General features: G+C 52.0%; 32 protein-coding genes. 8 read left to right on the plus strand and 24 right to left on the minus strand.

Annotated elements, in window-relative coordinates; translation table 11 throughout:
• Positions 1 to 48: 48 nt before the first annotated feature.
• From trmL to nifH, 19 genes are all read right to left on the minus strand, one after another.
• Positions 49 to 513 carry a tRNA (uridine(34)/cytosine(34)/5-carboxymethylaminomethyluridine(34)-2'-O)-methyltransferase TrmL gene (gene trmL / locus ACN0R1_RS09645; RefSeq protein WP_417582254.1) on the minus strand — a complete coding sequence of 155 codons (465 nt, stop codon included), beginning with the start codon at positions 511 to 513 and terminating at the stop codon, positions 49 to 51.
• A complete protein-coding gene (locus ACN0R1_RS09650) occupies positions 510 to 3,203 on the minus strand; it encodes an EAL domain-containing protein (protein WP_417582256.1) in 2,694 nt (897 codons plus the stop codon). The genes trmL and ACN0R1_RS09650 overlap by 4 nt, the downstream gene beginning before the upstream one ends.
• A 94-nt stretch (positions 3,204 to 3,297) precedes the next feature.
• The gene (locus ACN0R1_RS09655) at positions 3,298 to 4,236 is read right to left on the minus strand and encodes a tripartite tricarboxylate transporter substrate binding protein (protein WP_417582258.1); all 939 of its coding nucleotides are present in this window, start codon (positions 4,234 to 4,236) and stop codon (positions 3,298 to 3,300) included.
• 95 nt (positions 4,237 to 4,331) lie between these two features.
• A complete protein-coding gene (locus tag ACN0R1_RS09660; protein WP_417582260.1) occupies positions 4,332 to 4,991 on the minus strand; it encodes an alpha/beta hydrolase in 660 nt (219 codons plus the stop codon).
• 88 nt (positions 4,992 to 5,079) lie between these two features.
• Positions 5,080 to 5,361, minus strand: coding sequence for a ferredoxin III, nif-specific (fdxB, locus tag ACN0R1_RS09665; RefSeq protein ID WP_417582262.1), 282 nt, complete (start codon positions 5,359 to 5,361; stop codon positions 5,080 to 5,082).
• Positions 5,358 to 5,582, minus strand: coding sequence for a CCE_0567 family metalloprotein (locus ACN0R1_RS09670; protein WP_417582264.1), 225 nt, complete (start codon positions 5,580 to 5,582; stop codon positions 5,358 to 5,360). The genes fdxB and ACN0R1_RS09670 overlap by 4 nt, the downstream gene beginning before the upstream one ends.
• A 25-nt stretch (positions 5,583 to 5,607) precedes the next feature.
• The gene (locus ACN0R1_RS09675; RefSeq protein ID WP_417582266.1) at positions 5,608 to 6,066 is read right to left on the minus strand and encodes a NifX-associated nitrogen fixation protein; all 459 of its coding nucleotides are present in this window, start codon (positions 6,064 to 6,066) and stop codon (positions 5,608 to 5,610) included.
• Positions 6,050 to 6,505, minus strand: a complete 456-nt coding sequence (locus ACN0R1_RS09680) for a SoxR reducing system RseC family protein (RefSeq protein ID WP_417582268.1) — start codon at positions 6,503 to 6,505, stop codon at positions 6,050 to 6,052. Before ACN0R1_RS09680 ends, ACN0R1_RS09675 begins: the two co-directional genes overlap by 17 nt.
• Positions 6,499 to 6,993 (minus strand): NifB/NifX family molybdenum-iron cluster-binding protein, encoded by a 495-nt coding sequence (locus ACN0R1_RS09685; RefSeq protein WP_417582270.1) that lies wholly within the window; start codon positions 6,991 to 6,993, stop codon positions 6,499 to 6,501. Before ACN0R1_RS09685 ends, ACN0R1_RS09680 begins: the two co-directional genes overlap by 7 nt.
• Positions 6,971 to 8,383: a nitrogenase iron-molybdenum cofactor biosynthesis protein NifN gene (nifN, locus tag ACN0R1_RS09690; RefSeq protein ID WP_417582272.1), complete on the minus strand. Its 1,413-nt coding sequence runs from the start codon at positions 8,381 to 8,383 to the stop codon at positions 6,971 to 6,973. The genes ACN0R1_RS09685 and nifN overlap by 23 nt, the downstream gene beginning before the upstream one ends.
• Positions 8,367 to 9,776 (minus strand): nitrogenase iron-molybdenum cofactor biosynthesis protein NifE, encoded by a 1,410-nt coding sequence (gene nifE / locus ACN0R1_RS09695; RefSeq protein ID WP_417582274.1) that lies wholly within the window; start codon positions 9,774 to 9,776, stop codon positions 8,367 to 8,369. The genes nifN and nifE overlap by 17 nt, the downstream gene beginning before the upstream one ends.
• A gap of 280 nt (positions 9,777 to 10,056) precedes the next feature.
• Positions 10,057 to 11,040: a hypothetical protein gene (locus tag ACN0R1_RS09700; RefSeq protein WP_417582276.1), complete on the minus strand. Its 984-nt coding sequence runs from the start codon at positions 11,038 to 11,040 to the stop codon at positions 10,057 to 10,059.
• Positions 11,041 to 11,065: 25 nt separating this feature from the next.
• Positions 11,066 to 11,341 carry a DUF6129 family protein gene (locus ACN0R1_RS09705; protein WP_417582278.1) on the minus strand — a complete coding sequence of 92 codons (276 nt, stop codon included), beginning with the start codon at positions 11,339 to 11,341 and terminating at the stop codon, positions 11,066 to 11,068.
• Positions 11,338 to 12,045 carry a dinitrogenase iron-molybdenum cofactor biosynthesis protein gene (locus tag ACN0R1_RS09710; RefSeq protein ID WP_417582280.1) on the minus strand — a complete coding sequence of 236 codons (708 nt, stop codon included), beginning with the start codon at positions 12,043 to 12,045 and terminating at the stop codon, positions 11,338 to 11,340. The genes ACN0R1_RS09705 and ACN0R1_RS09710 overlap by 4 nt, the downstream gene beginning before the upstream one ends.
• Before the next feature lie 80 nt (positions 12,046 to 12,125).
• Complete coding sequence (locus ACN0R1_RS09715) at positions 12,126 to 12,317, minus strand: 4Fe-4S dicluster domain-containing protein (RefSeq protein ID WP_036523961.1); 192 nt, start codon at positions 12,315 to 12,317, stop codon at positions 12,126 to 12,128.
• Between the two features lie 39 nt (positions 12,318 to 12,356).
• Positions 12,357 to 12,572 carry a putative nitrogen fixation protein NifT gene (nifT, locus tag ACN0R1_RS09720; RefSeq protein WP_417582282.1) on the minus strand — a complete coding sequence of 72 codons (216 nt, stop codon included), beginning with the start codon at positions 12,570 to 12,572 and terminating at the stop codon, positions 12,357 to 12,359.
• A 27-nt stretch (positions 12,573 to 12,599) separates the two neighbouring features.
• Positions 12,600 to 14,171, minus strand: a complete 1,572-nt coding sequence (gene nifK / locus ACN0R1_RS09725; protein WP_417582284.1) for a nitrogenase molybdenum-iron protein subunit beta — start codon at positions 14,169 to 14,171, stop codon at positions 12,600 to 12,602.
• 59 nt (positions 14,172 to 14,230) lie between these two features.
• Positions 14,231 to 15,703 (minus strand): nitrogenase molybdenum-iron protein alpha chain, encoded by a 1,473-nt coding sequence (gene nifD / locus ACN0R1_RS09730; protein WP_417582286.1) that lies wholly within the window; start codon positions 15,701 to 15,703, stop codon positions 14,231 to 14,233.
• A gap of 118 nt (positions 15,704 to 15,821) precedes the next feature.
• Positions 15,822 to 16,697 (minus strand): nitrogenase iron protein, encoded by an 876-nt coding sequence (gene nifH / locus ACN0R1_RS09735; RefSeq protein ID WP_417582288.1) that lies wholly within the window; start codon positions 16,695 to 16,697, stop codon positions 15,822 to 15,824.
• A gap of 344 nt (positions 16,698 to 17,041) precedes the next feature.
• Here nifH and ACN0R1_RS09740 point away from each other — a divergent pair, with 344 nt between their 5' ends.
• Together ACN0R1_RS09740 and ACN0R1_RS09745 are read left to right on the plus strand one after the other, a co-directional pair.
• The gene (locus ACN0R1_RS09740) at positions 17,042 to 17,902 is read left to right on the plus strand and encodes an SIR2 family protein (RefSeq protein ID WP_417582290.1); all 861 of its coding nucleotides are present in this window, start codon (positions 17,042 to 17,044) and stop codon (positions 17,900 to 17,902) included.
• A gap of 15 nt (positions 17,903 to 17,917) precedes the next feature.
• Complete coding sequence (locus ACN0R1_RS09745; RefSeq protein WP_417582291.1) at positions 17,918 to 18,349, plus strand: bacteriohemerythrin; 432 nt, start codon at positions 17,918 to 17,920, stop codon at positions 18,347 to 18,349.
• On the opposite strand, the gene ACN0R1_RS09750 is transcribed toward ACN0R1_RS09745, so the two are convergent.
• The gene (locus ACN0R1_RS09750) at positions 18,338 to 19,222 is read right to left on the minus strand and encodes a LysR family transcriptional regulator (RefSeq protein ID WP_417582293.1); all 885 of its coding nucleotides are present in this window, start codon (positions 19,220 to 19,222) and stop codon (positions 18,338 to 18,340) included. The genes ACN0R1_RS09745 and ACN0R1_RS09750 overlap by 12 nt on opposite strands.
• A 107-nt stretch (positions 19,223 to 19,329) precedes the next feature.
• Between ACN0R1_RS09750 and ACN0R1_RS09755 the strand changes: the two genes are divergently transcribed.
• Positions 19,330 to 19,974, plus strand: coding sequence for a glutathione S-transferase N-terminal domain-containing protein (locus ACN0R1_RS09755; protein ID WP_417582295.1), 645 nt, complete (start codon positions 19,330 to 19,332; stop codon positions 19,972 to 19,974).
• Positions 19,975 to 20,011: 37 nt separating this feature from the next.
• Here ACN0R1_RS09755 and ACN0R1_RS09760 read toward each other — a convergent pair whose 3' ends face one another.
• Together ACN0R1_RS09760 and ACN0R1_RS09765 are read right to left on the minus strand one after the other, a co-directional pair.
• On the minus strand, positions 20,012 to 20,323 hold the full coding sequence (locus ACN0R1_RS09760) for a helix-turn-helix domain-containing protein (RefSeq protein WP_417582297.1): 312 nt from the start codon (positions 20,321 to 20,323) through the stop codon (positions 20,012 to 20,014).
• A 16-nt stretch (positions 20,324 to 20,339) separates the two neighbouring features.
• Positions 20,340 to 20,699 carry a type II toxin-antitoxin system RelE/ParE family toxin gene (locus ACN0R1_RS09765; RefSeq protein ID WP_417582299.1) on the minus strand — a complete coding sequence of 120 codons (360 nt, stop codon included), beginning with the start codon at positions 20,697 to 20,699 and terminating at the stop codon, positions 20,340 to 20,342.
• A gap of 160 nt (positions 20,700 to 20,859) precedes the next feature.
• Here ACN0R1_RS09765 and ACN0R1_RS09770 point away from each other — a divergent pair, with 160 nt between their 5' ends.
• From ACN0R1_RS09770 to modC, 5 genes are all read left to right on the plus strand, one after another.
• Positions 20,860 to 21,537: an arsenic resistance protein gene (locus tag ACN0R1_RS09770; protein ID WP_417582301.1), complete on the plus strand. Its 678-nt coding sequence runs from the start codon at positions 20,860 to 20,862 to the stop codon at positions 21,535 to 21,537.
• 36 nt (positions 21,538 to 21,573) lie between these two features.
• The gene (locus ACN0R1_RS09775) at positions 21,574 to 21,816 is read left to right on the plus strand and encodes a hypothetical protein (RefSeq protein ID WP_417582303.1); all 243 of its coding nucleotides are present in this window, start codon (positions 21,574 to 21,576) and stop codon (positions 21,814 to 21,816) included.
• A gap of 290 nt (positions 21,817 to 22,106) precedes the next feature.
• Positions 22,107 to 22,853, plus strand: coding sequence for a molybdate ABC transporter substrate-binding protein (gene modA, locus ACN0R1_RS09780; RefSeq protein ID WP_417582305.1), 747 nt, complete (start codon positions 22,107 to 22,109; stop codon positions 22,851 to 22,853).
• Positions 22,854 to 22,856: 3 nt separating this feature from the next.
• Positions 22,857 to 23,543, plus strand: coding sequence for a molybdate ABC transporter permease subunit (modB, locus tag ACN0R1_RS09785; protein ID WP_417582307.1), 687 nt, complete (start codon positions 22,857 to 22,859; stop codon positions 23,541 to 23,543).
• 12 nt (positions 23,544 to 23,555) lie between these two features.
• Positions 23,556 to 24,650, plus strand: coding sequence for a molybdenum ABC transporter ATP-binding protein (gene modC / locus ACN0R1_RS09790; RefSeq protein ID WP_417582309.1), 1,095 nt, complete (start codon positions 23,556 to 23,558; stop codon positions 24,648 to 24,650).
• 9 nt (positions 24,651 to 24,659) lie between these two features.
• Here modC and ACN0R1_RS09795 read toward each other — a convergent pair whose 3' ends face one another.
• Together ACN0R1_RS09795 and ACN0R1_RS09800 are read right to left on the minus strand one after the other, a co-directional pair.
• Positions 24,660 to 25,241: a nitrogen fixation protein NifQ gene (locus tag ACN0R1_RS09795; protein ID WP_417582311.1), complete on the minus strand. Its 582-nt coding sequence runs from the start codon at positions 25,239 to 25,241 to the stop codon at positions 24,660 to 24,662.
• 15 nt (positions 25,242 to 25,256) lie between these two features.
• Positions 25,257 to 25,508, minus strand: coding sequence for a 4Fe-4S binding protein (locus ACN0R1_RS09800; RefSeq protein ID WP_417582313.1), 252 nt, complete (start codon positions 25,506 to 25,508; stop codon positions 25,257 to 25,259).
• Positions 25,509 to 25,533 lie beyond the last annotated feature (25 nt).

Raw genomic sequence — 25,533 nt, forward strand, 5'->3', positions numbered from 1 at the left:
TTTATGCCATGTGTGCCAGATGCTATTGTCATAAATGGCATAGTTGAGCTACGCTAATCCCTTAAAATCTTGTTGCCGTAAGGCTTCATATACCAGTACAGCGACACTGTTGGATAGGTTAAGACTGCGGCTATTGAGGTGCATTGGGAGCCGTAGAATATGGTCTGGAGCTAAGATTTCCAACAGTTCAGCTGGTAAGCCGCGGGTTTCCGGGCCAAATAGCAGATAATCACCCGGCTCAAATATGGCTTGGGTGTAGCGCTGCTTCCCCTTGGTGGACAAAGCAAACAGGCGCGACGGGGTTGCTTGCTGCAAAAAGGTTTCAAAGTCTGGCCAGACCTTCACTTGAGCGTATTCGTGATAATCCAGTCCTGCTCGACGTAGGGACTTCTCTTCCATGGAAAAACCTAGCGGTTCGATAAGGTGCAGATGGCAACCTGTGTTAGCTGCCAATCGTATTACGTTGCCTGTGTTGGGAGGTATTTCAGGTTGGTAAAGGACAATGTTAATCATAAAAACTGCCGGGTAAAGGCTTCCAGAGTTAAGGGGTGGCTGAACAGGTATCCCTGATATGAGAAGCAACCAAAGCCTTCCAGCATGGATCTTTGCTCTTCCGTTTCCACCCCTTCTGCAATAACGGCCAGGTCAAGGCTACGGGCGAGGGAGACAATGGTTTTGGCTATGTCAGCATGGTGCTGATCATGCAGCATGTCACTGACGAACGACTTGTCGATCTTTAACTGATCCAGAGGCAGACGCTTCAGATAGGACAGCGATGAATACCCGGTACCAAAGTCATCCAGTGAAAAGCTGATACCCCTGGCTTTCAGCAGGTCCATCTTTGTGATGGTGTCATCAATATCTTCAAGCAACATACTTTCAGTGATTTCTAGCTTCAATCTGTGTGGATTGCACTGAGTCTTTTCAATAATGCTGAGTACCTGATTAACAAAATTGGTTTGCTGAAACTGTTTGGGACTGATGTTAACGGCCAGCTCCAGGTGGCGCCATCTAGGATCTTTTTCCCAGATTGTCAGCTGCTTGCAGGCTTGCTCTAACACCCATTGCCCGATTGGCAGGATCAGGCCGGTTTCTTCGGCTATTGGGATGAACTCCACGGGAGAGACGATACCTCTTTCCGGGTGTTGCCAGCGTAGCAGTATTTCAGCACCGGATACCTGTCCTTGATGACTGATCTGTGGCTGATACACCAGGAAAAAAGCCTGCTGCTGAATGCCCTGACGTATATCCCTGGCCAAGGTGGCATGCTCAGTAACACGGATCTGCATGGCAGGATCGAAGAAACGAAAGGTGTTGCGTCCTGCAGCCTTGGCCTGGTACATGGCCAGATCCGCCTGTTTTAACAATTCGTCAATACTCTCTTCCTTGCCACGAAACAAGGTGACACCAATGCTCAGGGTACTGAAGTGTTCGAGGTTTTCGAAGTGGTAGGGTTGGCAAAGGGAGTGTAATAGTTTCTGGCACAAATGATCGATCATCACAGATGCCTGATCCATCTCCTCTCCCAGCTCTTCCAGTAGAATAATAAACTCGTCACCCCCGAGGCGTGCCACAGTATCGGCTCGGCGTACACCGGCAGATAAGCGTTCGGCAACCTGCTTCAGCAGCAGATCACCGGTGTGATGGCCCCGCGTATCATTCAGGGTTTTAAAGTCATCCAGGTCGAGGTATAGAATACCGCCGATGCTCTTGTGGCGGTGGCTGTTTTCCAGAGCATGCTCCAGACGATCCATCAGCAACTGCCTGTTTGGCAGAAGTGTCAACTGATCATAAAAAGCCAGTTGCCGTATACGGATTTCAGCTTCCTTGCGGTCGGTTACATCCAGTAGGGTGACAACATAGTTGATGATGGAGCCGTCATAATCGTTGATAACAGCCGAAATACTGGTCCACTGCAGGAAACCAAGGCCACCCTTGCGCTGGCTCCAGACTTCATCTTGCCATACACCGTGCTTTTCCAAGGCTTCGTTGATCAAATCAAAGCTTGTGTTTTCATCTTTGATTTTAATACAGCTCAGGCTCTTGCCAGTGACTTCGTCTGGCGTAAAACCCGTTATGCGCGTAAACGCCTGGTTGACTTTGAGAATGATTCGGTTGTGATCAGTAACCAGTATGCCTTCACCAGATTCAAATACAGTCGCCGCAATATTCAGGTCGTTGACCATTGATTGCATGGCATTGCCAACCTGGTTGTACTCTGCAATACCGGTGGTTTGAAAAATACTCCCTCTGATTCCCCTCTGGGTGGCATTGATGAATTCGAGCAACCGGGAGATAGCGCGGTTATGACTAATATGCAGGAGCCAGCCAGCGATGACCAAAAGAACAATGAAGCCTATGGCGAACAACACAAATGAACGGGTGAAGTGCTCGGTCCGATGGGTGAATCGTTCAGAGGCTAGGGCCAGAGAAATCGAAAAGCGGGTCGCTTCTCCGGCAATTATTAATGGCTGGCTTTGCCAATGGGCGGTGATTTCGTTCTGATCAATAGGGTTTAAATAGCTGCTTTCATCAAGACGGTTGAGACGGCTGGCGCGGATTAATGTGTTATTCTGACTGTCATGAATGCTGATTTCATCCAGGTCAGCCATGTTCAGTAGCTCTTGAATAAAATAGCGGTTCTGCCCTATTGCCAGTCCTGTGACCATATAGCCACGCAGTTGGATGGTTGAAGGGTCAAATATGGGAACAGACCGGATAATAGACAGGTTATTCGAACCTACTGGCTTCCATTCTGAGGTGTAGAGAATAGGTGAGTCCATTTCAGCGATAATTTTATCTGCACTGTAGAGTGGCATGCCGGCATCAAAAAGCAATTGGCCATCAGGGCTGAGCAGAAAAAAAAGATCCAGAAGGGCACCACGGTCAGAATCCTGAAATAATAGAATCATGTCCTCTGTGACTGAGTCAAAACCAGGGTCCTCGGTAAGCAGTGATGTAAAAACGCGGTTGAAAGACGCTACATCAAGATAGGCATTCAATAGATCAAGACGGTTTTCAATCAGGCTTTGAACTGTTCGGTGACGTTGCTCAAGTGTATTGCTGATTTCAGTCTGAAGCTGGACTTCGCTTGATTTTGCAGAATAGAGACTCGCTGCCAGCAGAGCCATCAGGCCGAGAAAACCAAAAATCAGAGATATCCGGGTTGTGAAGGTAAGTGCCCATGGTTTGACTGCCGTCATATACTACCCAAGATCCGCATAACCCGACTTTCCACGTTGTTTTAGCTTATATTTTGAGGTTTTATTATAGGCAGAAATGGTATGCGGCGTCACGTTACGGTTCTAGTTCTGTTAATCTAAGATAATAGGCTTGCTGCTGTTGAAGAAACTGCGTGAGAGATTCTGCACTCATATAACGAACGGGCTGATGAATAATCTCTTCAGTCACGTAGATAAATCGCGGGTCACTAATCGCATTATGCAGCGCTGAAATCAGGATCTGCTGCTGAGATGGTGGTGTTGTGGCAGGTACAACCAGCATACGAACTGAAGACATCTGTAAATCATAGCCTAGCTCTTTCAGCGTAGGCACAGTGGCGTAGTGTTTTAGCCGACTGTTTCCTAATCCAGCTAAGAGTTGCATGTTACCCGCATCAACGAACTTAGAGTGACTGCCGCCACTAAAGCCAATATCCACATCACCCGCCATTACTAAGGTGGCCATGGCGCTGCCTCCTGTAACAGGTATTATTCGGGCAATAAATCCCTCCTGTCTGGCAATATGGTTCATGATTCTTCTATCGGTCAGGGTTTGTGAAGCAAAGGTGATTTCTCCTTCTTGACGAGCATACTCAAGGAATTCACTCCAGTTGCTGAAGGGGCTGCTCTGACGTGTAACCAACGCCTGCTGATCTTTCGAAAAAGCGCCGATATATGCAAAATCGTTTAAGTCGTATGAAGCACGCATCTCTAGCGGATAGTTGGTAAAAGGCATGGAAGGTGTAAACAGCAGCATGTAACCTTGCTCGTGGCTTGTCGCCAGCATCGCGGCAGCCGCCCCGCCACCGATGCCTGGTCGGTACTGTATGTTGACAGGTTGCCCGAGTTGTTCTGATAACACCTCAGCCAGTACGCTGCCCTGAGTGGACATGGATCCACCCTGTTCAAATCCGATTAGCAGGGTCAAAGGGCGCGCCGGGAAGGACTCTTCAGCTGATAAAGCTACACTGAAAAGCAGCAGTTGAATCAAGCAAGCAAGCTTCAAAATTTTCACGGCGGACACCTCCTTGGGATCAGGGATCAATCAAAAGGTTTGAAATGTCTCGCAAGCCTATCCGTCGTTCCTGCGGTGCACCCTTTCAGATCAGTCTAGACTGATTTCAGGCGTTCAGCTAACCAATGGCCTATTTCTCGAATTTGCTCCAGGCAAACAGCATGTTGCATAGGGTAGCTGGTATAGGCTACCGGGTATCCTGCTTCACTCAGCAGGTCACGGGCTTTCTGGCCCAGCGTTTCGGGAACAATATCATCATGCCTGCCATGCATTATCAGGATAGGCAGGGCCTGGTTGGTGGGGCGATGCTGAACCTGCTCGGCGGTGGCAAAATAGGTCGATAATGCCAGCAGCCCGGCAAGCTGGTGTGGGAAGGTTAGGGCTGCGTGGTAGGCGACAGCACCTCCCTGCGAGAAACCGGCTAGCAGAATGCGCTCTGGCGCTATGCCTGCGGCTATTTGTTGTTCAATCAGTTGAGTGACGGCCTGGGCTGATTTGATCAGTTGTTCGCTGTCGACCTTGCGGTCAATATTCATTTCCAGAATATCGTACCAGGCCGGCATCACCATCCCGCCATTAATGGTCACTGGCATTTCTGGCGCATGTGGAAAGATAAACCGCGTAGCCAGGCTGTCAGGCAGCCCTAGCTCCGGTACGATAGGTTCAAAGTCATGACCATTGGCTCCCAGGCCATGTAGCCAGATGACACAGCTATCGGCTGGCTTTTTAGGTTCGATTACAACGCTGGATAGCATGGATTTAAGGCTCCTGAAATGATGGCTAATCAGCGCAGCTTACCAGTTTCAGTAGAGGCCGCAAACCACGCTTAATTCAGTGTTATACCTAGTCCAGACCTCTGGCTTCATGGGTGTGGCATTTTTTCGGGCATACCCGGGCGCAGGAGCCACAGCCGATACAGTCAGCGGCGTTGGCAATCACCATGATACTGACCACATCATCCATATCGTCATCATCATCGGGTTCACGTTCCTCCAGAGTGAAAACATCGCGAGGACAGACTTTGTAGCAGCGCCCACAGCCGATGCAGGTTTCCTCATTTAGGTGAACAACAAATTCAGGTGTCCAGGTGCTGCCACCCCGGGTTAAGCCGGTGATCGGATTCATACCCTGCTCTCCTCTGTCTGCTGAGCTTGTTCCAAAGCTTGTCGGGCTTTATCCCACTCCTCACAGGCGGCATAGGTTGAGGCTGAGAGTGCCGGTAGCTTGTCATAGGCCGCTGGCAGACCATCCTCTACCAGGTCATGCAGCTCCATGGCCTGTTCACCGGCTATGCGACGTGCACGGCGCAGTTGTTTTTCCAGTGTCTTTATCTCATTTTCATTCATTGTCAGGCGTCCTTATTTACCAGGGTCAGGCTGTGGCAGCATCAGGATGTGCTCGGACCAGCTCCAGAGCTTTGTCAACCAGGGTTTCAGCTTGCTCACACAGACTTTCCATGGATTCAAATCCGAAGCGGTGTACATCGCGCAGGGAGCGATCCAGCACCAGCAGTTTGCCCACACTGATGATGACGCGACCGAATCCTTCATGTGACAGGCTGAACAGCGGGGTCGCCATCATGCCGCAGCCGGCTTCAATACGCATGGCGATGGCACTGTAATAAGCTTTCAGACGGGCCAGAATCTCCTCATCCGGATCGCCGATGATGGGAATCTCACGCCGCTGTGCCTTGGTGACAATATAGGGTTGTAGCAACTCAGTGGTATTGAGCTGCGCATTGACGCCATAGCTGTCAAAGGCTCGGGTCTGACGGATCATCTCGGCAATAAATGGGTGGTCGGGCAAGGTTGCTTCAGCGCAGAGGCTCATAATCTTTCTCCAGAAGTTGGGGGTTGTAAGCTAAGGGTTGGGTATCCTGATCTGCATGGAAAAGATGGACCTGAGGCGGTTTGCGTACAGCAAGCTGGCTGCTAATGAATAGGCCGCCTGCCAGGCCGGTCAGGCAGCCGATAGCAGTGGCCAGGTTGCCCCAGGGGGATGCCAGCAGCGCCGTGATCAGCATGGTGACACAGGGCAGACTGTAGACCAGCAGGGCTATGCGCAGCAGTTCACCTTCTTCAACATCAGCACGGACTCGCTGCCCCTCTTTCCAGGTTTGTTGAGCTGCAGGTAAGCTCAACAGCTGGGTACGTCGGCTACCGGAACAGATTTTGTTGACTCCGCACGTCTTGCAGGATTCCAGGCAATCAGCTTGCATCGCCAGCAGACCGTCTGCTGAGCGTACAATTTTTCCTTGCGTTGTCAGCATGATGGCCAATCCTCCTGCCAACCTTCAGCGAGCATGGCTGAGAAGCGCTCATCGGCCGGTAGGGTGTTATGTTGTTGACGAAGCGCCCGAGTCAGCCAGATGGGCGGAGACTGCTGCCAGGCGTCGATCAGCTGTTTAAGCAGGTCTTCGATCAGCTCACCCTGCTCTACTTTCAATGGCTGCACACCAGCGGCCAGCAGTTGGCGAATCGCCGAGGCGCCTACGGCATTACAGTACACTGCGGCACAGCCTTGCAGCAGTCTGACCTTGGCTTCGAGCTTGCCTTCCTGTTGGTCTTTCAGGGTGTCATTGCCGGAAAATTCAGCGATTTCAGCCACCCGATAATCCGCCGCGCTAAGGCTGTAGATGACAAAGGCTTCTGCCGCACCGAAATGCTGGTTAACCTGGCAGCGATCACTGCTGGCAAACGCAATTTGCAATCGGCTGGTGTCGGATCTGGCTGGATTAATCAGCTTCAAGTGACGCATTGTCAGCCTCCCCTGTCATAGGTTGATAGGCATAAGCGGTTTGGGTGGCATAGATGGACACGTGGGGCTTGATGGCATGCTGATGCTCCTGTTCCAGCAATTGATTAGCCAGTAGCGTCAGGGTGTTGCGTGTACCGCGATAGCCGATCCAGAGCTGGTGCTGTGCACCCAATCGGTCATAGATCGGCCAGCCAGCTCGCACTAACGGAATGTGCAGCCTGGCCGCTGTCTCGGCCGCATGGGCGTTACTGATCAGCAGTTGTGCCTGATGGCTACGGGCCGTTTGTTCCAGATCTTCCAAATCGCCGATAAACACCTCGTTGACTGGCACATCGGCTAGCAGTGCGGCGTGATGCGGGCTGACGGCCGCGACAACCTCCCCGCCAGTACTGATTATTAATTGGCTGAGTGAATAGAGTAGATCTGGATCGGCCGCAATGGCATAACGAGCAAAGCCCAGCATAAAGTGGGTATCCAGCAGGCTGTCTTGCAGTTGGCTACGTTCACGCTCCAGCCTTACGGAGACGGCTTGTCCACTGAGTTGGCGCAGGGTCTCCACCAGTGCATCCATGGTGTCTAGTCCCATCAGACTGTCGAAGCGGTAATCCTCAACACCGGTGCGCTGGTGTAACAGATCGGCAGCTTTATGCAGGGAGCGGCCTATAACCAGGGTGGCACGGGCTTGCCCCAGGGTGGTAAAGGCTTCTACCGGGGTGCCGCCCACGGTTAGGGGCGTAAAGTCATCTTCGGTCAGATGACCATCCAGGGCATCACCGACATCGGGCAGGATGGCTGGCTGCAGGGAAAAGCTTTCTACCAGATCACGCAGATACTCCAGGTCAGCTGCCGTCAGCATAGAGGATACCAACAGATTGATCTGCTCTGGGCGCTCACCTGCGTGCCCCGGATTATCGGCTACCAGTTGACTGATCAGCGCTTCAACCGCAAGGGCATAACCGCTTTCCAGCCCACCGCTGTAATCTGGTGTGACAACCGGGATGATCGGTGTGTTGCTGTATTCAGGGTGTTGATGGTAGAAGCGTTTAACCAGGCCCTGGATATCACTGCCCTGGGTTTCCGATAAGCCGGTAGTCGGAATGCCGATCAGGGCGGGCTGGCGCTTTTCGATCACCGTACGTAACCCTTGAAAGACATTGTCATCAGCGCCCATGACCGTGGTTGTCTGGTCCATGGCGGTGGTTTGCAGGGGGATAGGCTCACGAAAGTGGCGCACAAAAAACACCTTGGCAAAGGCACTGCAACCCTGTGAGCCGTGCAGCATGGGTAACGCATGGCGTATGCCAAGAAACGCCAGAATTGCACCGGTGGGTTGGCTGACTTTGAGTGGATTCACTGCCAGGGGTTTTTGGCGTTTAATGATCTTGGCCATGTTGCTCTCCTTTAACCGGGGTCTGCCAGGGTGCCGGTGTTCTCAGTGATGACCAGATAGGTGACTCCAGCGTCAGGGAGAGCTGGCGAGCCAGCTCCAGCATGCCGTCATAACCGGCATAGCCGAACTCGCGCTCCTGATTGATGTCCAGAAAAGGAATTCGGGCTTTCAGCGCGGTATACATGTTACGGCCCCCGGCAATCAGCATATCGGCACGGTAGTCACGGATGGTATCCAGCAGCGCCCTTGGGCTGCCATCATCAAGCATGCGGGCATCCTCACCCATGATGTCGCGGATACGTTGTTTGTCTTCTTCGGTAGATTTTTTGGTACCGGTTGCCACCACTTCCATACCCAGATCTTGCAAAGCAGAAACTATGGACCAGGATTTCACCCCACCGGTATACAACAACACGCGCTTACCCTTTAAGCGCTCTCGCCAGGGGGCAAGCAGGGTGTGGATACGGGCCTCTTCACGGGCAATCAGTTGTTCGGTGCGCAGGGTGAGGTCAGGGTCCTGAAGCAGATGCGCCAGGCTGCGCAGGGCATCAGAGGTGTCTTCTACGCCATAGAAGCTGCCTTCAAACCAGGGAATGCCATAGTGCTCCTGCATTTTGCGGGCAACGTTCAACAATGCCTTGGCACAGACGACCATATTGGCTTCGGCGCGGTGCATGGTCTGTACCTGGTGGAAGCGAGCATCACCGGACAGGGTACAAAGGATGCGCAGCCCCAGTTCATCGAGTAACGGCAGTACCTGCCAGAATTCACCGGCGATGTTGTATTCACCGATCAGGTTGATGTCATGCACCTGTATGCCAGGGCGCTGAACCTCAGCAGCTATGGGCTCCGGTTCAGCGGTACCGATGACGTACTTAAACATGGCCTCTCCGGCCAGACGGTTGCCCAGGTTTTTGGTACCGTAGAATCCAGCCGAGTCCACCGGTATCACCGGCAGGCTGAAATGCGTGCTGGCGGCGCGGCAGACGGCTTCAAAGTCATCGCCGATCAAGGCGGGGACACAGGTGTTATAGACAAATACCGCCGCGGGAGAATAGTCCCTGAGCGCCTGGGCAATACTGTGAAACAGGCGTTTTTCACCCTGACCCATAATCACATCCTGCTCAGTCAGATCTGTGGTCATACCGATACGATACAGCGTTGGACCGGAGGAACGGGTGCCGCGGTTATCCCAGGAACTGCCTGCACAGGCGATGGAGCCATGGACGATATGCGCCACATCAGCAATAGGGAGTAAGGCGATCTGGGCGCCGTCAAAGGCACAGCCACCGTCCGACGCACCGGGTTTTGGCGGAGTGCAACCACTCTTTGCTTTGCTGTTATGGCTGCAAGCGGGCTCATCCAGTAACGCGGCCAGTTGTTTTGCCTGCATAGTCGCTTCCTCTGTCTATTACTGAGGCTGAATCCGGCTAAACCGATTTTTTCAGCATAGGTCTGTAGAGAATTGCAAAGGCTGTGCCACGCAGGTTTTCACTAAAGGATTTGATATTTATATAATAAAAACAATAAATTATATTTTCTATGCTGCGCATGTCCGAGGGCATGTCATACCTGACAGACAAAATGTCTTAAAGGCGACAAAGTGCTTGAAGCAATTAAGTAAGGGTGAGGCTGAGCAACCTGGGCAAGTGGTTGTCAGCCTCGGGGGGGGACTAAAGTGTATAGGGCTTATGTAACCAATTACGGATCCACAGCGCTTGGCGCTCTGAGATGTAGCGGTAGTCGTTGATCCAGTCCTCCTGTAAGCGCTGTGCCAGTTCTTTGGGCACCAGGTTGCCGGCGACCATGGCAAAATACCAGGCACCGAAAAAGCCGGCGGCCTTATCGAAGCTGCGTAACTGGGCAGCCATGTCGGTCGCGTTGGCACTTAGCTCCCAGGGGAGTGTTTTCAGTGTGCTGGCTTTAATGGCTTGGGGTTGCAGCCGCAGTTCCTGGACGCCATAGGGGTTCTGACTTTGATGGCGCTGAAAAAACCAGTGACGATGGAAATCAGTGAGTCCGCTACCTGGCCCTTCTTTCCATTCACTGAAAAAGCGCTGTAGTGACGGTGTATTTACGGCCGTTTCCAGTGCGAGGTGCAGGTTAGTCAGGCAGCTTACTCGGTAAACAGGAAACCCCAGGGGTTGTCCATCCAGACGTGCTGGATGCAACGGATCGGTCAGGTCTGCCAGATCCAGTGGCGCAGCGGCAGTACTATTGAGCAATTGCCGGTCCATCACTTCCTGTAACTCCTCGACTTCCAACTGCCAGCAGGCTTCGGGGGCATGGCCGTAGCTGGCGGTAAAAAAGTGAGTGACGCCATTAAAGCGTGTAACCAGGGGCTGCAGTGACTCAATATCGATCAACAACTGTTCGAAATCACCGCTTTGCTGAAGTGATCTCTCTAACCACTCTTCTATATTCTGGCTGAGCAGGGTGCCATCCTGATGGCGAATACCCCCGCTTCTGAACCAGCCGGAGCGGCTAAATCGATGTTTGAAGCTGGCTTCTGGCCAACAAGTGTTGAGATAGGTTAACAGTGCGGTGTGATGGGGGCGTGGCTGCAGGCGCGCAATGCCTTTAGCCAGGTAATCTACACCGGGTCCAGAGTGTTGCAGGCTGTCAGGCTGTACTATAGCCGATACCCTGTTCTGCATGCTGTTCTCCCCGTCAGATTCAGGCCTAATCGTCATCGTCATGAAGTGCCAAAACCACACCGCAGGCGATTGTCAGGTCATTGGTCAGGCTGGCGCAGTGTGCGCTTGCATCCACCAGATACAGATCAAACCCTGTTCCCTGATAAGCCGGCTTGGCGCGTCCAGGTATATCGTTGTCGCTGCAGCAGGTCAGGCTGGCATCTGGCAAAAAGGCTTTAAACAGCTGCGTATCATCCCTGAGTGCCAGAGGCGTTTGCTCGATGGCCTGGGCCAATTGCTGTAATGCACCGGCGGCGATCATTCTTCGGCCTCTTCGACGAAGCGTTGTAGCAATACATTTTCTTTACCCAGAATTTTAGCTAGCCAAGGAGGTGGGTTGACCAGGGTGCTTTGCAACGCATTCAGCGTATCTCGAGCGGCGCCGGGCTTAGGAAACTTAATGGGATGGACGCCTGCACGTACCACTTTGGCCGCCGCCGGACCACCGATAGACTGTACATAAAGCAATTGGCAGTCGCCGATCAGCTCGGCTCTGGCGGTGTTGCGGTCATCTGCCGTCTGCGTGCTGCTGGCATCACGTATATCGGCTAGATAGAGCCCCTCAGTGTTGACGCGGTAAATCAAAAACCGCAGACAGGAACCAAAATGGCCATCCAGCAGTTCGGCATTGTTCGACGCCACAGCCACCTTAATACTGGGTGAGCCCTGCATCGACACCGGCATCGTCTCTATTTCCGGTGTTATGAGCTGAGCTTCCTGCTCGCCCCAAAGGTATCGCAGTGCATTTTTGATGCTATCACGGCTATAGTCTTCGGGTAGTTCGCCATCGTCACCGCTAAGAATACGGTTAATATCTTCGACGGTCAGCGTCTGTAGCTTGGCTTCGGTAATCGGCAAGCCGAGATAGGAACCCATAGCGACTACAAAAATGGTCGGGTCTTGTTCGGACAGTACCCGTGCCGCTTGGGATAAGCGACGTGCGGCGCCTTGGCTGATACTGGTCATGGAATTTTTTCCCCTTGCGAAAGCTAATGGATATACTGAAACCGGCCGGTTAAGGCCGGTTTCAGTTATGACAGCCTGGATCAGGCCGCCAGTGTGATACAGTCGACTGGGCAGACCGCCACACAGCGCGGCTCACCCTCATCAACACACTCATCACAGCTGCTGGCATTGATCACATAGGTTCCACGCTTGGCGCTGATTGACACAGTGGGGCATTCCACTTCACAGTCGCCACAGGCCGTACAGATATCCGGATCTATTTTCATTGACATGGTTACATCCTCCACAGTTAACCAAGAAGCCTATGGCCTTCAGTCCATGCGTTTGGCGCGCAGGGATTTGGGAAGTGACGGCATGTTGTCTAGTGGATCGATGTAGTATCGCTGGCCACCGGCCAGTGTCAGCTCACCTCCCCACTTTTGCGGCTGGTTAAATTCCAGCGACTCAACCGGGACTTCCAGATCCTTTTTCGGCATGTAGAAGGTCAGTCCACCGTCTGCTGCCTGACTGATGATAATGTTGGCCATAGGTTTCTCCTGCACTGAATCGTCTGATTAACGCACCAGATCATAGTTAAAGTCTGTTTGCGCCATCAGACGGGTATCATCATCCATGCGCTCCAGTACGGCATTCACCAGGGTGGTCAGTATCGTCATCGCACCTTCGTAGCCCATGGTGGTTGAACGGTGCAGGTGATGGCGATCAAAGATCGGGAAGCCAATACGGATGAGAGGCACCTCGAACTCCTTGCCTTTATGCAGGGTGTCACGCTGGATAAACTTGCCGTAGGAGTTACCGATCATGAAGTCCGGTTTTTCAGTGAACATCAATGAACGGAAGTGCCACAGATCATGACGCGAAAACAGCTGGGTCTGATTGTTGACCGGTGCTGAATCCTGCAGCATTTTCTTCATGCGTTTTTCCCAGCGCTTGCCGCCGCTCTGGCAGAGTACATGGCTTGGCTCGGCACCCAGCTCCAGCAGAAACTTGGTCAGTCCCAGGGTAAAGTCAGGGTCGCCATAGAGGGCAAACTTCTTACCGTGTAACCAGGTGTGGGAGTCGGTCATCATATCCACCAGGCGTCCACGCTCCTTGGCCAGGCTATCCGGAATCGCTTTGCCTGTCAGACGCGATACTGCCATGAGGAAGTTATCAGTCAATTCCAGCCCCATGGGGATATCCAGCTTGGGAACATCATGGTGCCAGGTATTGGTCAGCAGTTTATCCGTTTTGACCAGGTGCAAGGGTTGCAGCAAGATGGTGGTGATGGCATTGGGCGCATCTTTCATTTCATCCTGTGTGGTACCGCCTGAATACATGCGGTACTCACCGTCTGCCGGTGTATCCAGCACTTCGGTCGGATCTGACAGCAGACTGTAATCAACGCCCATCTCCTGCATCATGCGATGGATAACACGGTAGTTACCCAGATAGGTCTCGAAACCCGGTACCAGGTTGATTTTACCGTTACTACCCACCTCTTTATCGTCCATGTGGTTGAGGGTGAAGTAACGGGCGATGCCTTCAAACATGTTGTCCCAGCCGGTTACATGTGAGCCAACAAAGGATGGCGTATGCGCAAATGGCGTAGGAAAGTCTTGCTCCACCGCACCGGCTTTTTTGGCGTTGCCGATAAAGGCATTCAGGTCATCACCGATAACCTCAGCCATGCAAGTGGTGGAAACAGCGATCATCTCAGGTTTGTAAAGTGCCTTGGCATTTTCCAGTCCGTCGATCATATTTTTCTGGCCGCCGAACACCGCCGCATCTTCTGTCATGGAATCGGAAACACAGGCTACCGGCTCCTTGAAATGGCGGTTGAAATAGGTGCGGAAGTACGCCACACAGCCTTGTGATCCATGCACATAGGGTAGGGTTTTTTCAAAGCCCAGTGCGCAGAGTACCGCCCCCAGCGGTTGACAGGCCTTGGCCGGGTTAACCGTCAGAGCTTCGCGGGCAAAGTTGAGCTCTTTATATTCAACTGAGGTGGTCCAGATGAAAGTGTCATCGACTGTATCGACCGGATGACCGTTTTCATAGTCACCTTTTTTGCGCGCCAGCACATCCTTGTACTCATCATTCTGGAACAAGGGGTAGCTTTGTTTGATATTTTCAATGTCTTGCATGACCGTCTCCTTGCCTGGCCGCTAATCTGCGGACGCAGGCGTGAGTAGTGATAAGGGAATCAGGCAACAGCCTGCTGCTCAACTTCTGGAAGTTGTTTCCAGGGCGGCGTCAGTTTTGACCAGCAGGGATTGTTCAGTGTCATGTCCATATCCTTGGCAAAAATGGCGAAGCCATCGTAACCATGGTAAGGGCCGGAATAATCCCAGGAATGCATCTGACGGAAAGGCACACCCATTTTCTGGAAAATGTACTTTTCCTTCACGCCGGAGCCGACCAGGTCGGGTTTGACGCGTTTGACGAATTCCTCAAACTCAAAACCGGTGACATCGTCATAAATCAGCGTGGCATTGCCGATATCGTTACGGGTACGGTCATAGTCATCGTTATGGCCGAATTCATAGCCAGTACCGACCACTTCCATGCCCAGGTCTTCATAGGCTCCGATCACGTGGCGTGGGCGCAGACCACCGACATACAGCATGACTTTCTTGCCTTCCAGACGTGGCCGGTATTTGGCAATGATTTCAGCTGACATGGCTTGGTATTTGGCGATAACCTTTTCAGCACCTTCTTTGATGTTGTCATCAAAATAGGCGGCAATTTTGCGCAGGCTTTCGGCAATTTTGGTAGGGCCAAAGAAGTTGTACTCAACCCAGGGGATGCCGTACTTTTCTTCCATATGGCGTGAGATGTAGTTCATGGAGCGGTAGCAGTGCAGCAGGTTAAGCTTCACTTTCGGGGTCTGCTCCATCTCCGCCAGGGTGCCATCTCCAGACCACTGAGCAACGACACGCAAGCCCATTTCTTCCAGTAAAATACGTGAAGACCAGGCATCACCGCCGATATTGTAGTCACCCAGAATGGCGACATCATATTGGCCTGGCTCTACACCATTGCCACCGCCTTCGCGGTCGAACACATGGTCACGGATCGCATCGTTGGCAATATGGTGTCCGAGTGATTGAGAAACGCCGCGGAAGCCTTCACAGCGTACGGGAATCACCGGTTTGCCGATCTCATTACTACTGGCTTTAGAGACCGCTTCGATGTCATCCCCGATCAGACCAATTGGACATTCAGACTGTACGCTGATACCGCGGTTGAGTGGGAAGAGTTGTTCAATTTCAGTGATGAGTTTGCTGAGCTTTTTATCACCACCGAAAACGATGTCTTTTTCCTGAAAATCAGACGTGAAGTTCATCGTACCGAAGCTGTCTACGCCGGTAGTGCCGACATAGTAGTTACGCCGTCCAGCCCGCGAATATTGACCGCAGCCAACCGGACCGTGCGAGATATGGATCATGTCCTTAATTGGACCCCAGACCACACCCTTGGAGCCAGCGTAGGCACAACCACGAATGGTCATGACCCCTGGCAGAGATTTACGGTTGGAGGTGACGCAGGTTTTTGCCTCAGCGGCGGTATCATTTACCGTTAAATGCTTGGCACGATCCTTTTTCGCCTTTTCCGGATAGACTTCCAGCACTTCCTGAATGAGTGCTTGAGCCTCTTCTTTGGTTAACTTAGCCATAACAGGTTTCCTCCAGCGACGTCTGCCCATCTGCAGAAACGCCATTGAGAATGAGTTAGCGAGCACTTACTGCTCATGTTGGCCTCAGCACGAGACCTATTAGCGTGCCTGGTTGCAATTAAGCAACCGCTTCAGCACGCTGACCGACAATACTCTCGTCCTCTTCTTCCAGAATGCCGAACTCCATCAGTAGTTCTTCCAGGTCGTCCATTTCCAGCGGCGTTGGTACTACAAAATTCTTGTTCTCAACAATTTTGCGTGCCAGGGCACGGTACTCATCGGCCTGCTTGGTGGTTGGATCGTATTCAATACAGGTCATGCGGCGGATTTCTGCATGCTGTACCACGTTGTCACGCGGAACAAAGTGAATCATGGTGGTACCCAGACGGGCCGCGAGTGCCATGATCAGCTCATCTTCACGGTCGGTATTACGACTGTTACAGATCAGGCCAGCCAGACGCACACTGCCTGAGGTGGCGTATTTCACGATACCCTTGGCAATATTGTTGGCCGCAAACATCGCCATCATTTCACCAGAGCAAACGATGTAGATTTCCTGCGCCTTGTTTTCACGGATTGGCATGGCAAAGCCACCACACACCACGTCACCCAGTACGTCGTAGAACACAAAGTCCAGTTCTTCATCGTAGGCGCCTTCCTCTTCCAGGAAGTTGATGGCGGTGATAACACCGCGACCAGCGCAGCCAACTCCTGGCTCAGGACCACCGGATTCAACGCACTTGATACCGCCGTAACCCACGGCCATCACATCTTCCAGCTCCAGGTCTTCTACTGAGCCGGCTTCTGCAGCCAAATGCATTACTGTGGTTTGTGCTTTTGAGTGCAAAATCAGACGGGTTGAATCTGCTTTTGGATCGCAGCCCACAATCATGACTTTCAAACCCATTTCTGCCAGCGCAGCAACCAGGTTTTGAGTCGTGGTTGATTTACCGATACCACCCTTGCCGTAAATAGCAGCTTGACGTAAAGCCATAGTCATTCTCCTCAAGTTGGAACATTTGGCGAACAAAATTGCTCACCGCTGCAGGTAATATGGCAAGGGCTGTGCCAAGTCTTAAAAATATTTTAACGTGTTGTTATTTATGTAAATTTAAAATAACCATGTATTGTTTGTGGTCGTTATGGAGCTGACAAAGCTAAACCTCTTGTCGGACTGGCGACAACAAAATTGTGGCTAACCGACAAGGTCCTTGTTAGGTGAAAGGTACGCAGCCCCCGTAATGCCGCCATTTACTGACCTTGTTGTGATCATGGCATGTGAATTGCTGTTGTTAGCTTGAACGTTATTTTGACTGAATGAAAACAGAGGCGAACCAGATGATGAATAAGACACTGCCTGACAGCCTGCTGGAAGCCATGCGCTCCGGTCAATGTGTACCGGTTATAGGGCCGGACGCACTCAACGACGTGACCGATCCGCAGGGCAATCCGATACCCGCTGATAGCGACAGCTTGATCATCGCCATGAATCAGGGGCGGCCTATGGCACCCAAGTTGATGTATGAGTTTCCACGTGCGGCGATGAATATCGAGCTGAAAAAAGGCCGTAAGGCGGTTACGCGGTTTCTCGACACCACCTACCGTGATACCACCTGGAGTGTTTCCAGCATTCATCAGCAACTGGCGTCACTGAATCCGGATTACATTATCGATATGAACCGTGATACCCAGATGCAACTGTTATGGCGGGACACCCCGCATATCCTGGTTGTTGGGGTGGCGCGCATTACCGGTGGTAGCGAACGCTATCGTCTGTTTCATTACAACGGTAGCCAATATGTAGCCACTCAGGCGTCTTGGTTGGATACAGACTTGCCGGTGTTGTTTAAACCCGTGGGAACGCCCTTACCTGAATCACTCTATATTGCTTCAGATGCAGATTATGTCGATTACCTGACAGAACTGATGGGCGGGTTCGGAATGCCACCCTTCCTGAAGCAGCAACGCCTCGGGAAACAGTATTTGTTGCTGGGCTTGCGCCTGAACCGTGATACCCCGCGCATGCTGCTCAGTGATATTGCCTATGGTGCTGGAAAGCCTGCTGGCTGGGCTTGTCTGCCTGATCCGACCGCAAATGAAGAGAAATTTCTAAGCCGCAAAGGGTTTCAAATTTTGTCAATGACACACGAAGAGTGTCTGGCGGCACTGGTTGAAGCTACCGATCCCTGCTATGCCTGAATGAGGATGTATATCATGACAGATATGACTGCGACACTACGTTTGCAACATTACAATTTACCGGCCATGGATCGTGCCCACCATCACTTTACGGCACTGCTGGGTGCACTGCCGATGGTGTCAAAAACCGCATTACCTTGCCTGCTGAATAGCCTGATATTGAATGCCCGTGAGCATTTTGATCAGGAAGAACGCTTTATGCAGGTAACCGGCTATCCCGGCTATGATTCACACCGCCGACAACATCAGGCGTTGCTGAAAATGTTGGATGACTATCATCAGCAACTACAGCATCAGGTGGGACCCGATGCGCTTACACTGCACAGTCAGTTATGCCTGTGGCAGGATGAGCATCAACAAAACTGGGATGACCCGTTGGCACAATACCTGCGTCATGCACATAGCTGGCATCCGCATGAGCAAGTGCTGCTTAGTTTAGAAAGTTGATTGACTTTCAACCACCTGGATCAGTTTATCCAAAAGGGGTGAGCGGAAGCGTTCAGCTGGATAAACGAGACTGGAGAGGAAAGCGTAGGGCGTATCGACAACTGGCTGCTCGTATAGCTGACCTGTCGCCAGGTCGGCCTCAACAACGCAGCGCGGTAGCAATCCGATACCCATGTCAGCAAACAGACAACGACGGATGACTTCAACGTTTGCAAAGGATTGCCGAGGTTTTAGTTGTAATCCCTGACTGCGAAAATGCGCTTCGGCACGCACTCGGTAGGTACATCCGGGCTCTGTCGTGATTAAGGGCTGCTCAGCTAATTGCGCCAGGGTGAGTGCTGTGTTCTGGAGCCGTTGGCGATGGCAGACAAAAATCACCTCTTCAGTATGCAGTGGGTGCTGGATCCAATCATGACTTGTTGCCAGGGACTGCGTCACTAAAATGGCGGCATCCAGTTCGCCCTGCTCAAACGCACGGTTATAATCAAATGGTTCATGGGTAAGTAACAGCTCAATGCCCGGCGCATCTTGCTGAAGCCCTTCAATTAATGCCGGTAAACGGTAGATGCATATTGAGCTGGGTGCAAAAACACGCAACTGACCGTGAGCTTCATTGATGAAATGCTGTGCCCGGTATCGAATTTCGTCGGCCTGATGGATAAAACTTCGAAAAGCGGTTTCCAGCTGGTGGGTTGCCGCCGTTGGCACTAAGCCACGACCAGCGGTAGCAAAGAGTTGTATACCTAATTCGCTGGAAAGCTCTTTTAACTGCGCCGAGACACTGGAGGGTGCAAGGTGCAGTGCTTTGGCTGCTGCCTGAACACTGCCTAAATCGAGCACTTTTAATAAGCTACGTACTTGTCGAGGCGTCATTGTTCGAAAATACCATTGAATATGTTTTAAATAATTCGCTTTTGTTGTCCAGTATAACGGATTAGTCTGAAAACTCATTCATTACCTAAGTCATCAAGGAGTGTCAGATGCATCTGTATATAGCCTATAAGAACTACTCGTCCTGGTCGTTGAGGCCCTGGCTGGCAATGAAAGTGTCGGGTATTCCCTTTGACGAAACGCTGCTGCCTTTTGCGCATGGCAACAGCTTAACGCAGTTCAGTGAACAGCATGGAGTACCCGCACAGGTACCTGTACTCATCGAGGAAGACAGGGTCGTTTGGGATAGCCTGGCCATTTTAGAGTACCTGGCAGAGCGTTATCCAGAGCGGCAGTTATGGCCTGAGTCTCTTGCCCTGCGTGCTTTGGCACGCTCTGCTGCCGCTGAAATGCACAGTGGCTTTCATGCTTTACGCAGTCAGTTTCCGATGAACTGCCGTACAGAAAAATCTGTGGCACCTAGTGATGCTGTGACCCAAGACCTACAACGCTTAGCCGAAATTTGGTCGCGCTTTGAGCAAGCGGATAAGCCAGAGGGTCCATTTTTAGCCGGAGAGTTTAGTAACGTTGATGCCATGTTTGCGCCAGTGATGTGGCGAGTGCGTAATTACGGGCTGAAGGTGTCACCAGCGTTTGATCGTTGGGCGCAGGCGATGTATGACCTTCCGGCAATGCAGGAATGGCTGGCATCGGCACGCGCTGAAACCTGGCAGATGCCTGCTTATGAGCGTTAATAGTTAAGGTCATTTGAGACAGTAGTCACTTGCAAATTTAAGCATGTTTGAATTGAGTTATCTCAACATCCTGTCCATCAGGAAACTTAGCATGGAGTTCAAGCGTCCCACCTAAGGCTTCAATATAGGAGGCTAGGGTGCTGACCATTGTGTCAGGACGCTTTTCAATTTGAGATACATTGGGTTGTGCAATACCCAAGGCTTGTGCCACCACTGCTTGGCTGCGGCCTCGCAATTTACGGGTTTCAGCCAGTGACATTTCGGCCACAATACCAACCGCTTTTGCACGAGCTGCTGCCTGAACCTCAGGACTCATTTTCTTGCGGAGTTCGCTTAAGGGCTTTGTCATATATACTCCCCGAGCACTATTTAGTGCCTTCGCTTTTTAAATGGTCCGCAAATTCAGCTTCAGCCAGCGGCACCATTTGATTATAAAACTGTTTGTCTTTTGCCCCATCTTTTCGGCCGCCACATAGCAGAACGGCTTGGCGCTTGGGGTCAAATGCATAGAAAACTCTGTAGGGCTTTCCGGCGTGTTGAATGATCAGCTCTTTTAAATTTTTAACCTTCTTTGTTCCCTTTATCGTGTCAGCTTGAGGGCGGCCAAGGTGCGGACCTTTGATTTCTAAAACATCCACCATGGCTTGAACATCAATCTGTTCAGCTTCAGTCAGATTTAAGAACCAACTTTCATACACATCTGTGATTAATACTTTCCATGTCATAATTATCCCTTCCTTCGAATAAAAATATACTCTATGGCTTATATATCGTCAAGCGTATTATTTGGTTGTAGTAAATCAAGGCCTTCCTGCAGGATAGGATCAGTACAAAGCGTTGATCTATGCGATACTAGCCAGGTTATCTACAAGCCGGTAGGAAGTGATGCTGCGTATAACCCTGGAGCGCCAGCAAGTTTGGATTTATATCGTTGCGATTTTCTGTGGCCTGCTGATCCGTCATCAGTGGCCAGGTATAGCTCCATTTTTAGAAAAGCTGCTCTGGCCTGTATTGATCGTGCTGCTGTACACAACCTTTGTGCAGGTGCCGCTACTGCATCTACGTGATGCGTTTAGAGACAGGCGCTTTATCAGCGCTGCTTTACTGGGTAATTTTGTGTTGCTGCCGTTATTGGTCTGGGGGTTGATTCAATTCCTGCCGGATCAGCCTTCGTTGCGACTTGGGGTGCTATTGGTGTTATTGGTGCCCTGCACAGACTGGTTCATTACCTTTACTCAGTTGGGTCGTGGCAGCAGTGCGCATGCCCTGGCGTTGGCACCGGTTATTCTGCTGTTACAACTTGTGTTGTTGCCTGGGTATCTCTGGTGGATGAGTGATGCGGATCTTTCGCTGCAGGGAATGCCGCAGTCTCTGTTGGCGGCACTGTTCATTATCCTGATACCCCTGATCGGTGCCGCGATCAGCGAACGCTGGATGGAGGCTAAACCGGCGCGCTTGATCTGGCGAGAAGGTTTGGCTTGGTGGCCAGTTCCGTTACTGGCCCTGGTTATTCTGCTGATCACCGCATCTCAAGCGGCATCGGTACAGCAAGTGTTCAGCTAGTTACCGCTGTTAGTGCTGGTTTTTGTGGTGTTCCTGTTGGCTGCAGGTTGGTTGGCCAAAGGCCTGTCACAGCTGTTTAAGTTGCCAGTCGAACAGGGACGCACCCTGGCCTTCAGCTTCGGCACCCGTAACTCCTTTGTGGTGTTGCCAGTGGCGCTGGCGTTGCCTGCTGGCTGGGAGCTGGTTGCCATGGTTGTGGTGTTGCAATCCCTGGTTGAGTTGCTGGGCATGCTCTTTTATCTTTGGTGGGTACCGTGCCGATTATTGAAATCCTCCTGATATCTCTGCATTAGATTCAGTCATAAGCCGCCAGTAGAATCTGTGCCGGAGCTGATCTAGGCCGACATTTGTAGCAAACCCGACAAACCTGAAATGACTCATAATTAATTTAAATGCTAATGAACCTGTCTCTAGGCCGCACTATATAACCCGGTAGATAACACCAGTAGGTGTTGGCATTGCGATTGCAAAGTCTGTGTTGATTGATTACCCATGCTTCGAGCTAACAAATCTGTATGCGAGTGCAGATAACGCCCTGAGCTGTTTATCAAAAAACACGGAGCCACCTTATGAAAAACCTCTTGATCTATTGCCTGGTCTTCTTGTTCAGCAGCCATCTGACAGCCAGCGAGCTGCGGGTAGCCGTGGCGGCTAACTTTCTGGGTACGCTGAACCAGCTGGCACCCCTGTATGAAGCCCAGTCCGGCCAGACGCTGCTGATCAGCTCCGGCTCCACCGGTCGCCATTATGCTCAGATCCAGAACGGGGCGCCTTTTGATGTGTTTTTGTCAGCCGATGTCGAACGACCTCAGTTGCTGGTTGAGGAAGGGCTAGCCCTGGCTGATTCGCGCTTTACCTATGCACGCGGTGTGCTGGTGCTCTGGAGTGATCAGCAGGATCTGCCGTTGCAGGGAGGGGAGTTTTTACACAGTGGGTCTTTGCAGCACTTGGCGTTGGTGAATCCCCGTACTGCGCCCTATGGCGCGGCAGGTGTTGAGGTAATGCAGCAACTGGGCGTTTATGAGCACTTACAGGCAGGGCATATTGCCCAAGCAGAAAACCTGACCCAGGCACTGCAATACATTTCCAGTGGCACCGCACAGGCTGGCTTCCTGGCACTGTCTCAGGTGATAGAGTCGGATGGCAGCATCCGAGGTAATGCCTGGTTACCTGATGTGGATAGCTATGCCTCACTGGAGCAGCAGGCCGTGGTGTTGAGCGCTTCACCGCAATTGGAAGCTGGCCAGGCCTTTCTCGATTGGTTGAAAAGTGATCAGGCCCGTGCCGTGATTGAAGCCGCTGGCTACGGGTTCTGATCTATGGAGCTGAGTAGTGCTGATGTTATGGCCCTATGGATCACGCTGAAACTGGCGTTGATCAGCACCCTGGCACTGTTGCTACTCTGTGCCCCCTTGGCCTGGTGGCTGGCTCACACAGCTTGCCGGGCTAAGGTGCTGGTGGAAGCCCTGGTCGCCTTGCCACTGGTGTTACCACCCACGGTGATGGGGTTTTATCTGCTGGTGTTGTTGGGGCCACGCGGTGTGGTGGGCGGTTTTCTGGAGTCTGTGGGGATTGGGCATCTGGCATTCAGTTTTACCGGGTTGGTAATTGGTTCCATGCTGTTTTCGCTGCCGTTTGTGGTACAGCCGTTGCAGAATGCCTTTGCTACCGCCGGAGGGCGGGTGCTGGAGGTGGCGGCAACGCTCAAGGCCTCACCGTTTGACCGCTTTGTCAGTATCGTGCTACCGCTGTCTCGTCGAGGCTTTTTGACCGCGGCGGTGCTCTCTTTTGCCCATAGTCTGGGTGAGTTTGGCATGATTCTGATGATTGGCGGGAATATTCCAGGGCGTACTCAAGTGGCGTCGATAGCGATTTATGATCATGTCGAGGCTATGGACTATAGCGCGGCACATCAACTATCGGTCATTCTCGTCGGTGCCTCGTTTATCTTGCTGTTGCTGGTGTTTGCCCTGAACCGGCGCTTCAAAGTCGTCAGTGTGGTTTAGTCTGGAGGGAGTATGTCACTGACTATGCGTTTTCAGGTTAAGCGTTCGGAATTTCAGTTACAGGTATCGCTGGCGCTGCCAGATCAGGGAGTGACGGCGCTGTTCGGGCGTTCAGGGTCAGGTAAAACTACCTTGTTGCGCTGTATTGCTGGTCTGGAGCAGCTACCTGGTGGCTCGTTGAGCTTTCAGGATCAGGTCTGGCAGTCTGCTGATCAGTTTGTGCCTGTGCATCTGCGCCCTATCGGTTATGTGTTTCAAGAGGCCAGCCTGTTTCCTCACCTGACCATAGAGAAAAATCTGCACTATGGCTTTAAACGTATTCGCGCGGCTGATCGCCGCATCGGCTTTGATGAAGTGGTTGACCTCTTGTGTTTACAAGACTATCTGACGCGTTATCCGGACCAGCTTTCCGGTGGACAGCGCCAGCGCGTTTCCATTGGCCGTGCGCTGCTGACCAGCCCCAGATTGCTGTTGATGGATGAGCCTATGGCGTCACTGGATGCTACCAGCAAGCAGGAAATACTGCCTTATCTGGAGCGTTTGACTGAAGAGCTGCAGTTACCGATTATTTATGTCAGTCATGCGGTTGATGAAGTGATGCGCCTGGCTGACTATATGGTATTGCTGGATCAGGGCCAGGTTCAGGCTCAAGGGCCGTTACAGGCGCTGCTGACAGATCATCAGTTGCCCTTTGCCCGTAGTGAACAGGCCGCGAGCCTGCTCAAAGCCCGGTTGATCGACACGCATGCCGGTGATGGTTTGGCTAGTTTGCAAGTGGAACAGCAGCCGTTGTTAATCAGTCAGACCCACTTGTCGCCTGGGCGGCTATCGCCGATAGCGATAGGCACGACTGTCAGGGTGACTATTATGGCTCGCGATGTGGTTTTGGCAAGGCAGCTACCTGAAGCGATCAGCTTATTAAATGCTCTCTCAGTCCGTGTCCTGGCGCTCGATGCCGATCTGGACAAGAGTCAGGTGCTGGTGCATTTGCAATTAGGTGAACAGGCGCTGATGGCGCGTATTTCAAAACGCTCTGCTAGGCTGTTACAACTCCAGCCAGGAGAACAGGTGTATGCCCTGATTAAAGGCGTGGCGGTGAATAGCTGATGCTGTGGGTTATCCAGGGATAAAGCACTCTGAATAATCTACACAGTCTCGGCAGTTGGGGGAGCGGCACAGCATCACCTCTGTCTCCAGGCAAAGCTGGCGATAGAGAAATTTCTTCCAGCGCATGTTGAAGCGATTGGCCCTGACCAGCTCCGGAAAATTGTGTTGCAGCAAGGCATTCAGATCATCTCGCGACCAGAGCCCCAGATCGTACCAGAGGTGGTCTTTACCACTGCAGGCACAAGCGATAATACGCGCCAGGGCGTATTCGCTGTTGCTGCGTTGGGTGCGGTATCCAAGTAGCAAGTTTGTCAGTTGGAGCGCTTCATCGGAAACACCTTGATTATCCAGTACTCCAAGAGGTGCTGCCAACCGGGTTTGAAAGCCTTTGTACTTTACTGGAAAGTACCGCTGTAACAGGGTTTGGTAACGATCGTCAGTCAGCCCCAGCGTGTCACTGAGCGCGCTGTGTCCCTGCTCGACCGCCGCCAGCATACGCGCCAGGTAGACGGCATTGAAGTCACCGCGTGACAAGCCCATCCAGTGGCTGTAACGCTGTTGGATACGTGGTGGCATGACCAATGCGTTCATGGCGTTTCCCCTTTGTTAGGCGGCAACACGGATAATAATCCCCGTGAGTGAGCCGGGTGGGTTCAGTGGTTCACCGACATCATCTACGATGGCACCTTCAATGGGACAGATGCTGGCGCACTGAGGGTCTGGGTAGGATTCGGCACATTCTGTACACAAGTCCGGATCAATGGCGAACTGCACCTGCTGATCAGTGATCGCATCATTGGGACAGACAGATTCGCAGGCGGTGCAGCTGACGCAGCTGGCAACAATTTCAAAAGCCATAAGAGGCACCTCTTCAGGTTAACAG

Source organism: Nitrincola sp. (assembly GCF_048264025.1).
Classification (GTDB): Bacteria; Pseudomonadota; Gammaproteobacteria; order Pseudomonadales; family Balneatricaceae; genus Nitrincola.

Bases quoted from the DNA above. Each gene is read 5' to 3' on its own strand.
- ACN0R1_RS09770 (WP_417582301.1), top strand. From the start codon at position 20,860: ATGCTGCGTATAACCCTGGAGCGCCAGCAAGTTTGGATTTATATCGTT.
- ACN0R1_RS09650 (WP_417582256.1), bottom strand. From the start codon at position 3,203: ATGACGGCAGTCAAACCATGGGCACTTACCTTCACAACCCGGATATCT.
- modC (WP_417582309.1), top strand. From the start codon at position 23,556: ATGTCACTGACTATGCGTTTTCAGGTTAAGCGTTCGGAATTTCAGTTA.
- ACN0R1_RS09750 (WP_417582293.1), bottom strand. From the start codon at position 19,222: ATGACGCCTCGACAAGTACGTAGCTTATTAAAAGTGCTCGATTTAGGC.
- ACN0R1_RS09745 (WP_417582291.1), top strand. From the start codon at position 17,918: ATGACAGATATGACTGCGACACTACGTTTGCAACATTACAATTTACCG.
- ACN0R1_RS09765 (WP_417582299.1), bottom strand. From the start codon at position 20,699: ATGACATGGAAAGTATTAATCACAGATGTGTATGAAAGTTGGTTCTTA.
- ACN0R1_RS09755 (WP_417582295.1), top strand. From the start codon at position 19,330: ATGCATCTGTATATAGCCTATAAGAACTACTCGTCCTGGTCGTTGAGG.
- ACN0R1_RS09795 (WP_417582311.1), bottom strand. From the start codon at position 25,241: ATGAACGCATTGGTCATGCCACCACGTATCCAACAGCGTTACAGCCAC.
- ACN0R1_RS09800 (WP_417582313.1), bottom strand. From the start codon at position 25,508: ATGGCTTTTGAAATTGTTGCCAGCTGCGTCAGCTGCACCGCCTGCGAA.
- nifH (WP_417582288.1), bottom strand. From the start codon at position 16,697: ATGGCTTTACGTCAAGCTGCTATTTACGGCAAGGGTGGTATCGGTAAA.
- ACN0R1_RS09700 (WP_417582276.1), bottom strand. From the start codon at position 11,040: ATGCAGAACAGGGTATCGGCTATAGTACAGCCTGACAGCCTGCAACAC.
- ACN0R1_RS09760 (WP_417582297.1), bottom strand. From the start codon at position 20,323: ATGACAAAGCCCTTAAGCGAACTCCGCAAGAAAATGAGTCCTGAGGTT.
- ACN0R1_RS09660 (WP_417582260.1), bottom strand. From the start codon at position 4,991: ATGCTATCCAGCGTTGTAATCGAACCTAAAAAGCCAGCCGATAGCTGT.
- trmL (WP_417582254.1), bottom strand. From the start codon at position 513: ATGATTAACATTGTCCTTTACCAACCTGAAATACCTCCCAACACAGGC.
- nifE (WP_417582274.1), bottom strand. From the start codon at position 9,776: ATGCAGGCAAAACAACTGGCCGCGTTACTGGATGAGCCCGCTTGCAGC.
- ACN0R1_RS09710 (WP_417582280.1), bottom strand. From the start codon at position 12,045: ATGACCAGTATCAGCCAAGGCGCCGCACGTCGCTTATCCCAAGCGGCA.
- nifK (WP_417582284.1), bottom strand. From the start codon at position 14,171: ATGCAAGACATTGAAAATATCAAACAAAGCTACCCCTTGTTCCAGAAT.
- fdxB (WP_417582262.1), bottom strand. From the start codon at position 5,361: ATGAATCCGATCACCGGCTTAACCCGGGGTGGCAGCACCTGGACACCT.
- ACN0R1_RS09685 (WP_417582270.1), bottom strand. From the start codon at position 6,993: ATGCGTCACTTGAAGCTGATTAATCCAGCCAGATCCGACACCAGCCGA.
- ACN0R1_RS09670 (WP_417582264.1), bottom strand. From the start codon at position 5,582: ATGAATGAAAATGAGATAAAGACACTGGAAAAACAACTGCGCCGTGCA.
- ACN0R1_RS09740 (WP_417582290.1), top strand. From the start codon at position 17,042: ATGATGAATAAGACACTGCCTGACAGCCTGCTGGAAGCCATGCGCTCC.
- ACN0R1_RS09675 (WP_417582266.1), bottom strand. From the start codon at position 6,066: ATGAGCCTCTGCGCTGAAGCAACCTTGCCCGACCACCCATTTATTGCC.
- modA (WP_417582305.1), top strand. From the start codon at position 22,107: ATGAAAAACCTCTTGATCTATTGCCTGGTCTTCTTGTTCAGCAGCCAT.
- ACN0R1_RS09705 (WP_417582278.1), bottom strand. From the start codon at position 11,341: ATGATCGCCGCCGGTGCATTACAGCAATTGGCCCAGGCCATCGAGCAA.
- nifT (WP_417582282.1), bottom strand. From the start codon at position 12,572: ATGGCCAACATTATCATCAGTCAGGCAGCAGACGGTGGACTGACCTTC.
- nifN (WP_417582272.1), bottom strand. From the start codon at position 8,383: ATGGCCAAGATCATTAAACGCCAAAAACCCCTGGCAGTGAATCCACTC.
- modB (WP_417582307.1), top strand. From the start codon at position 22,857: ATGGAGCTGAGTAGTGCTGATGTTATGGCCCTATGGATCACGCTGAAA.
- ACN0R1_RS09715 (WP_036523961.1), bottom strand. From the start codon at position 12,317: ATGTCAATGAAAATAGATCCGGATATCTGTACGGCCTGTGGCGACTGT.
- nifD (WP_417582286.1), bottom strand. From the start codon at position 15,703: ATGGCTAAGTTAACCAAAGAAGAGGCTCAAGCACTCATTCAGGAAGTG.
- ACN0R1_RS09680 (WP_417582268.1), bottom strand. From the start codon at position 6,505: ATGCTGACAACGCAAGGAAAAATTGTACGCTCAGCAGACGGTCTGCTG.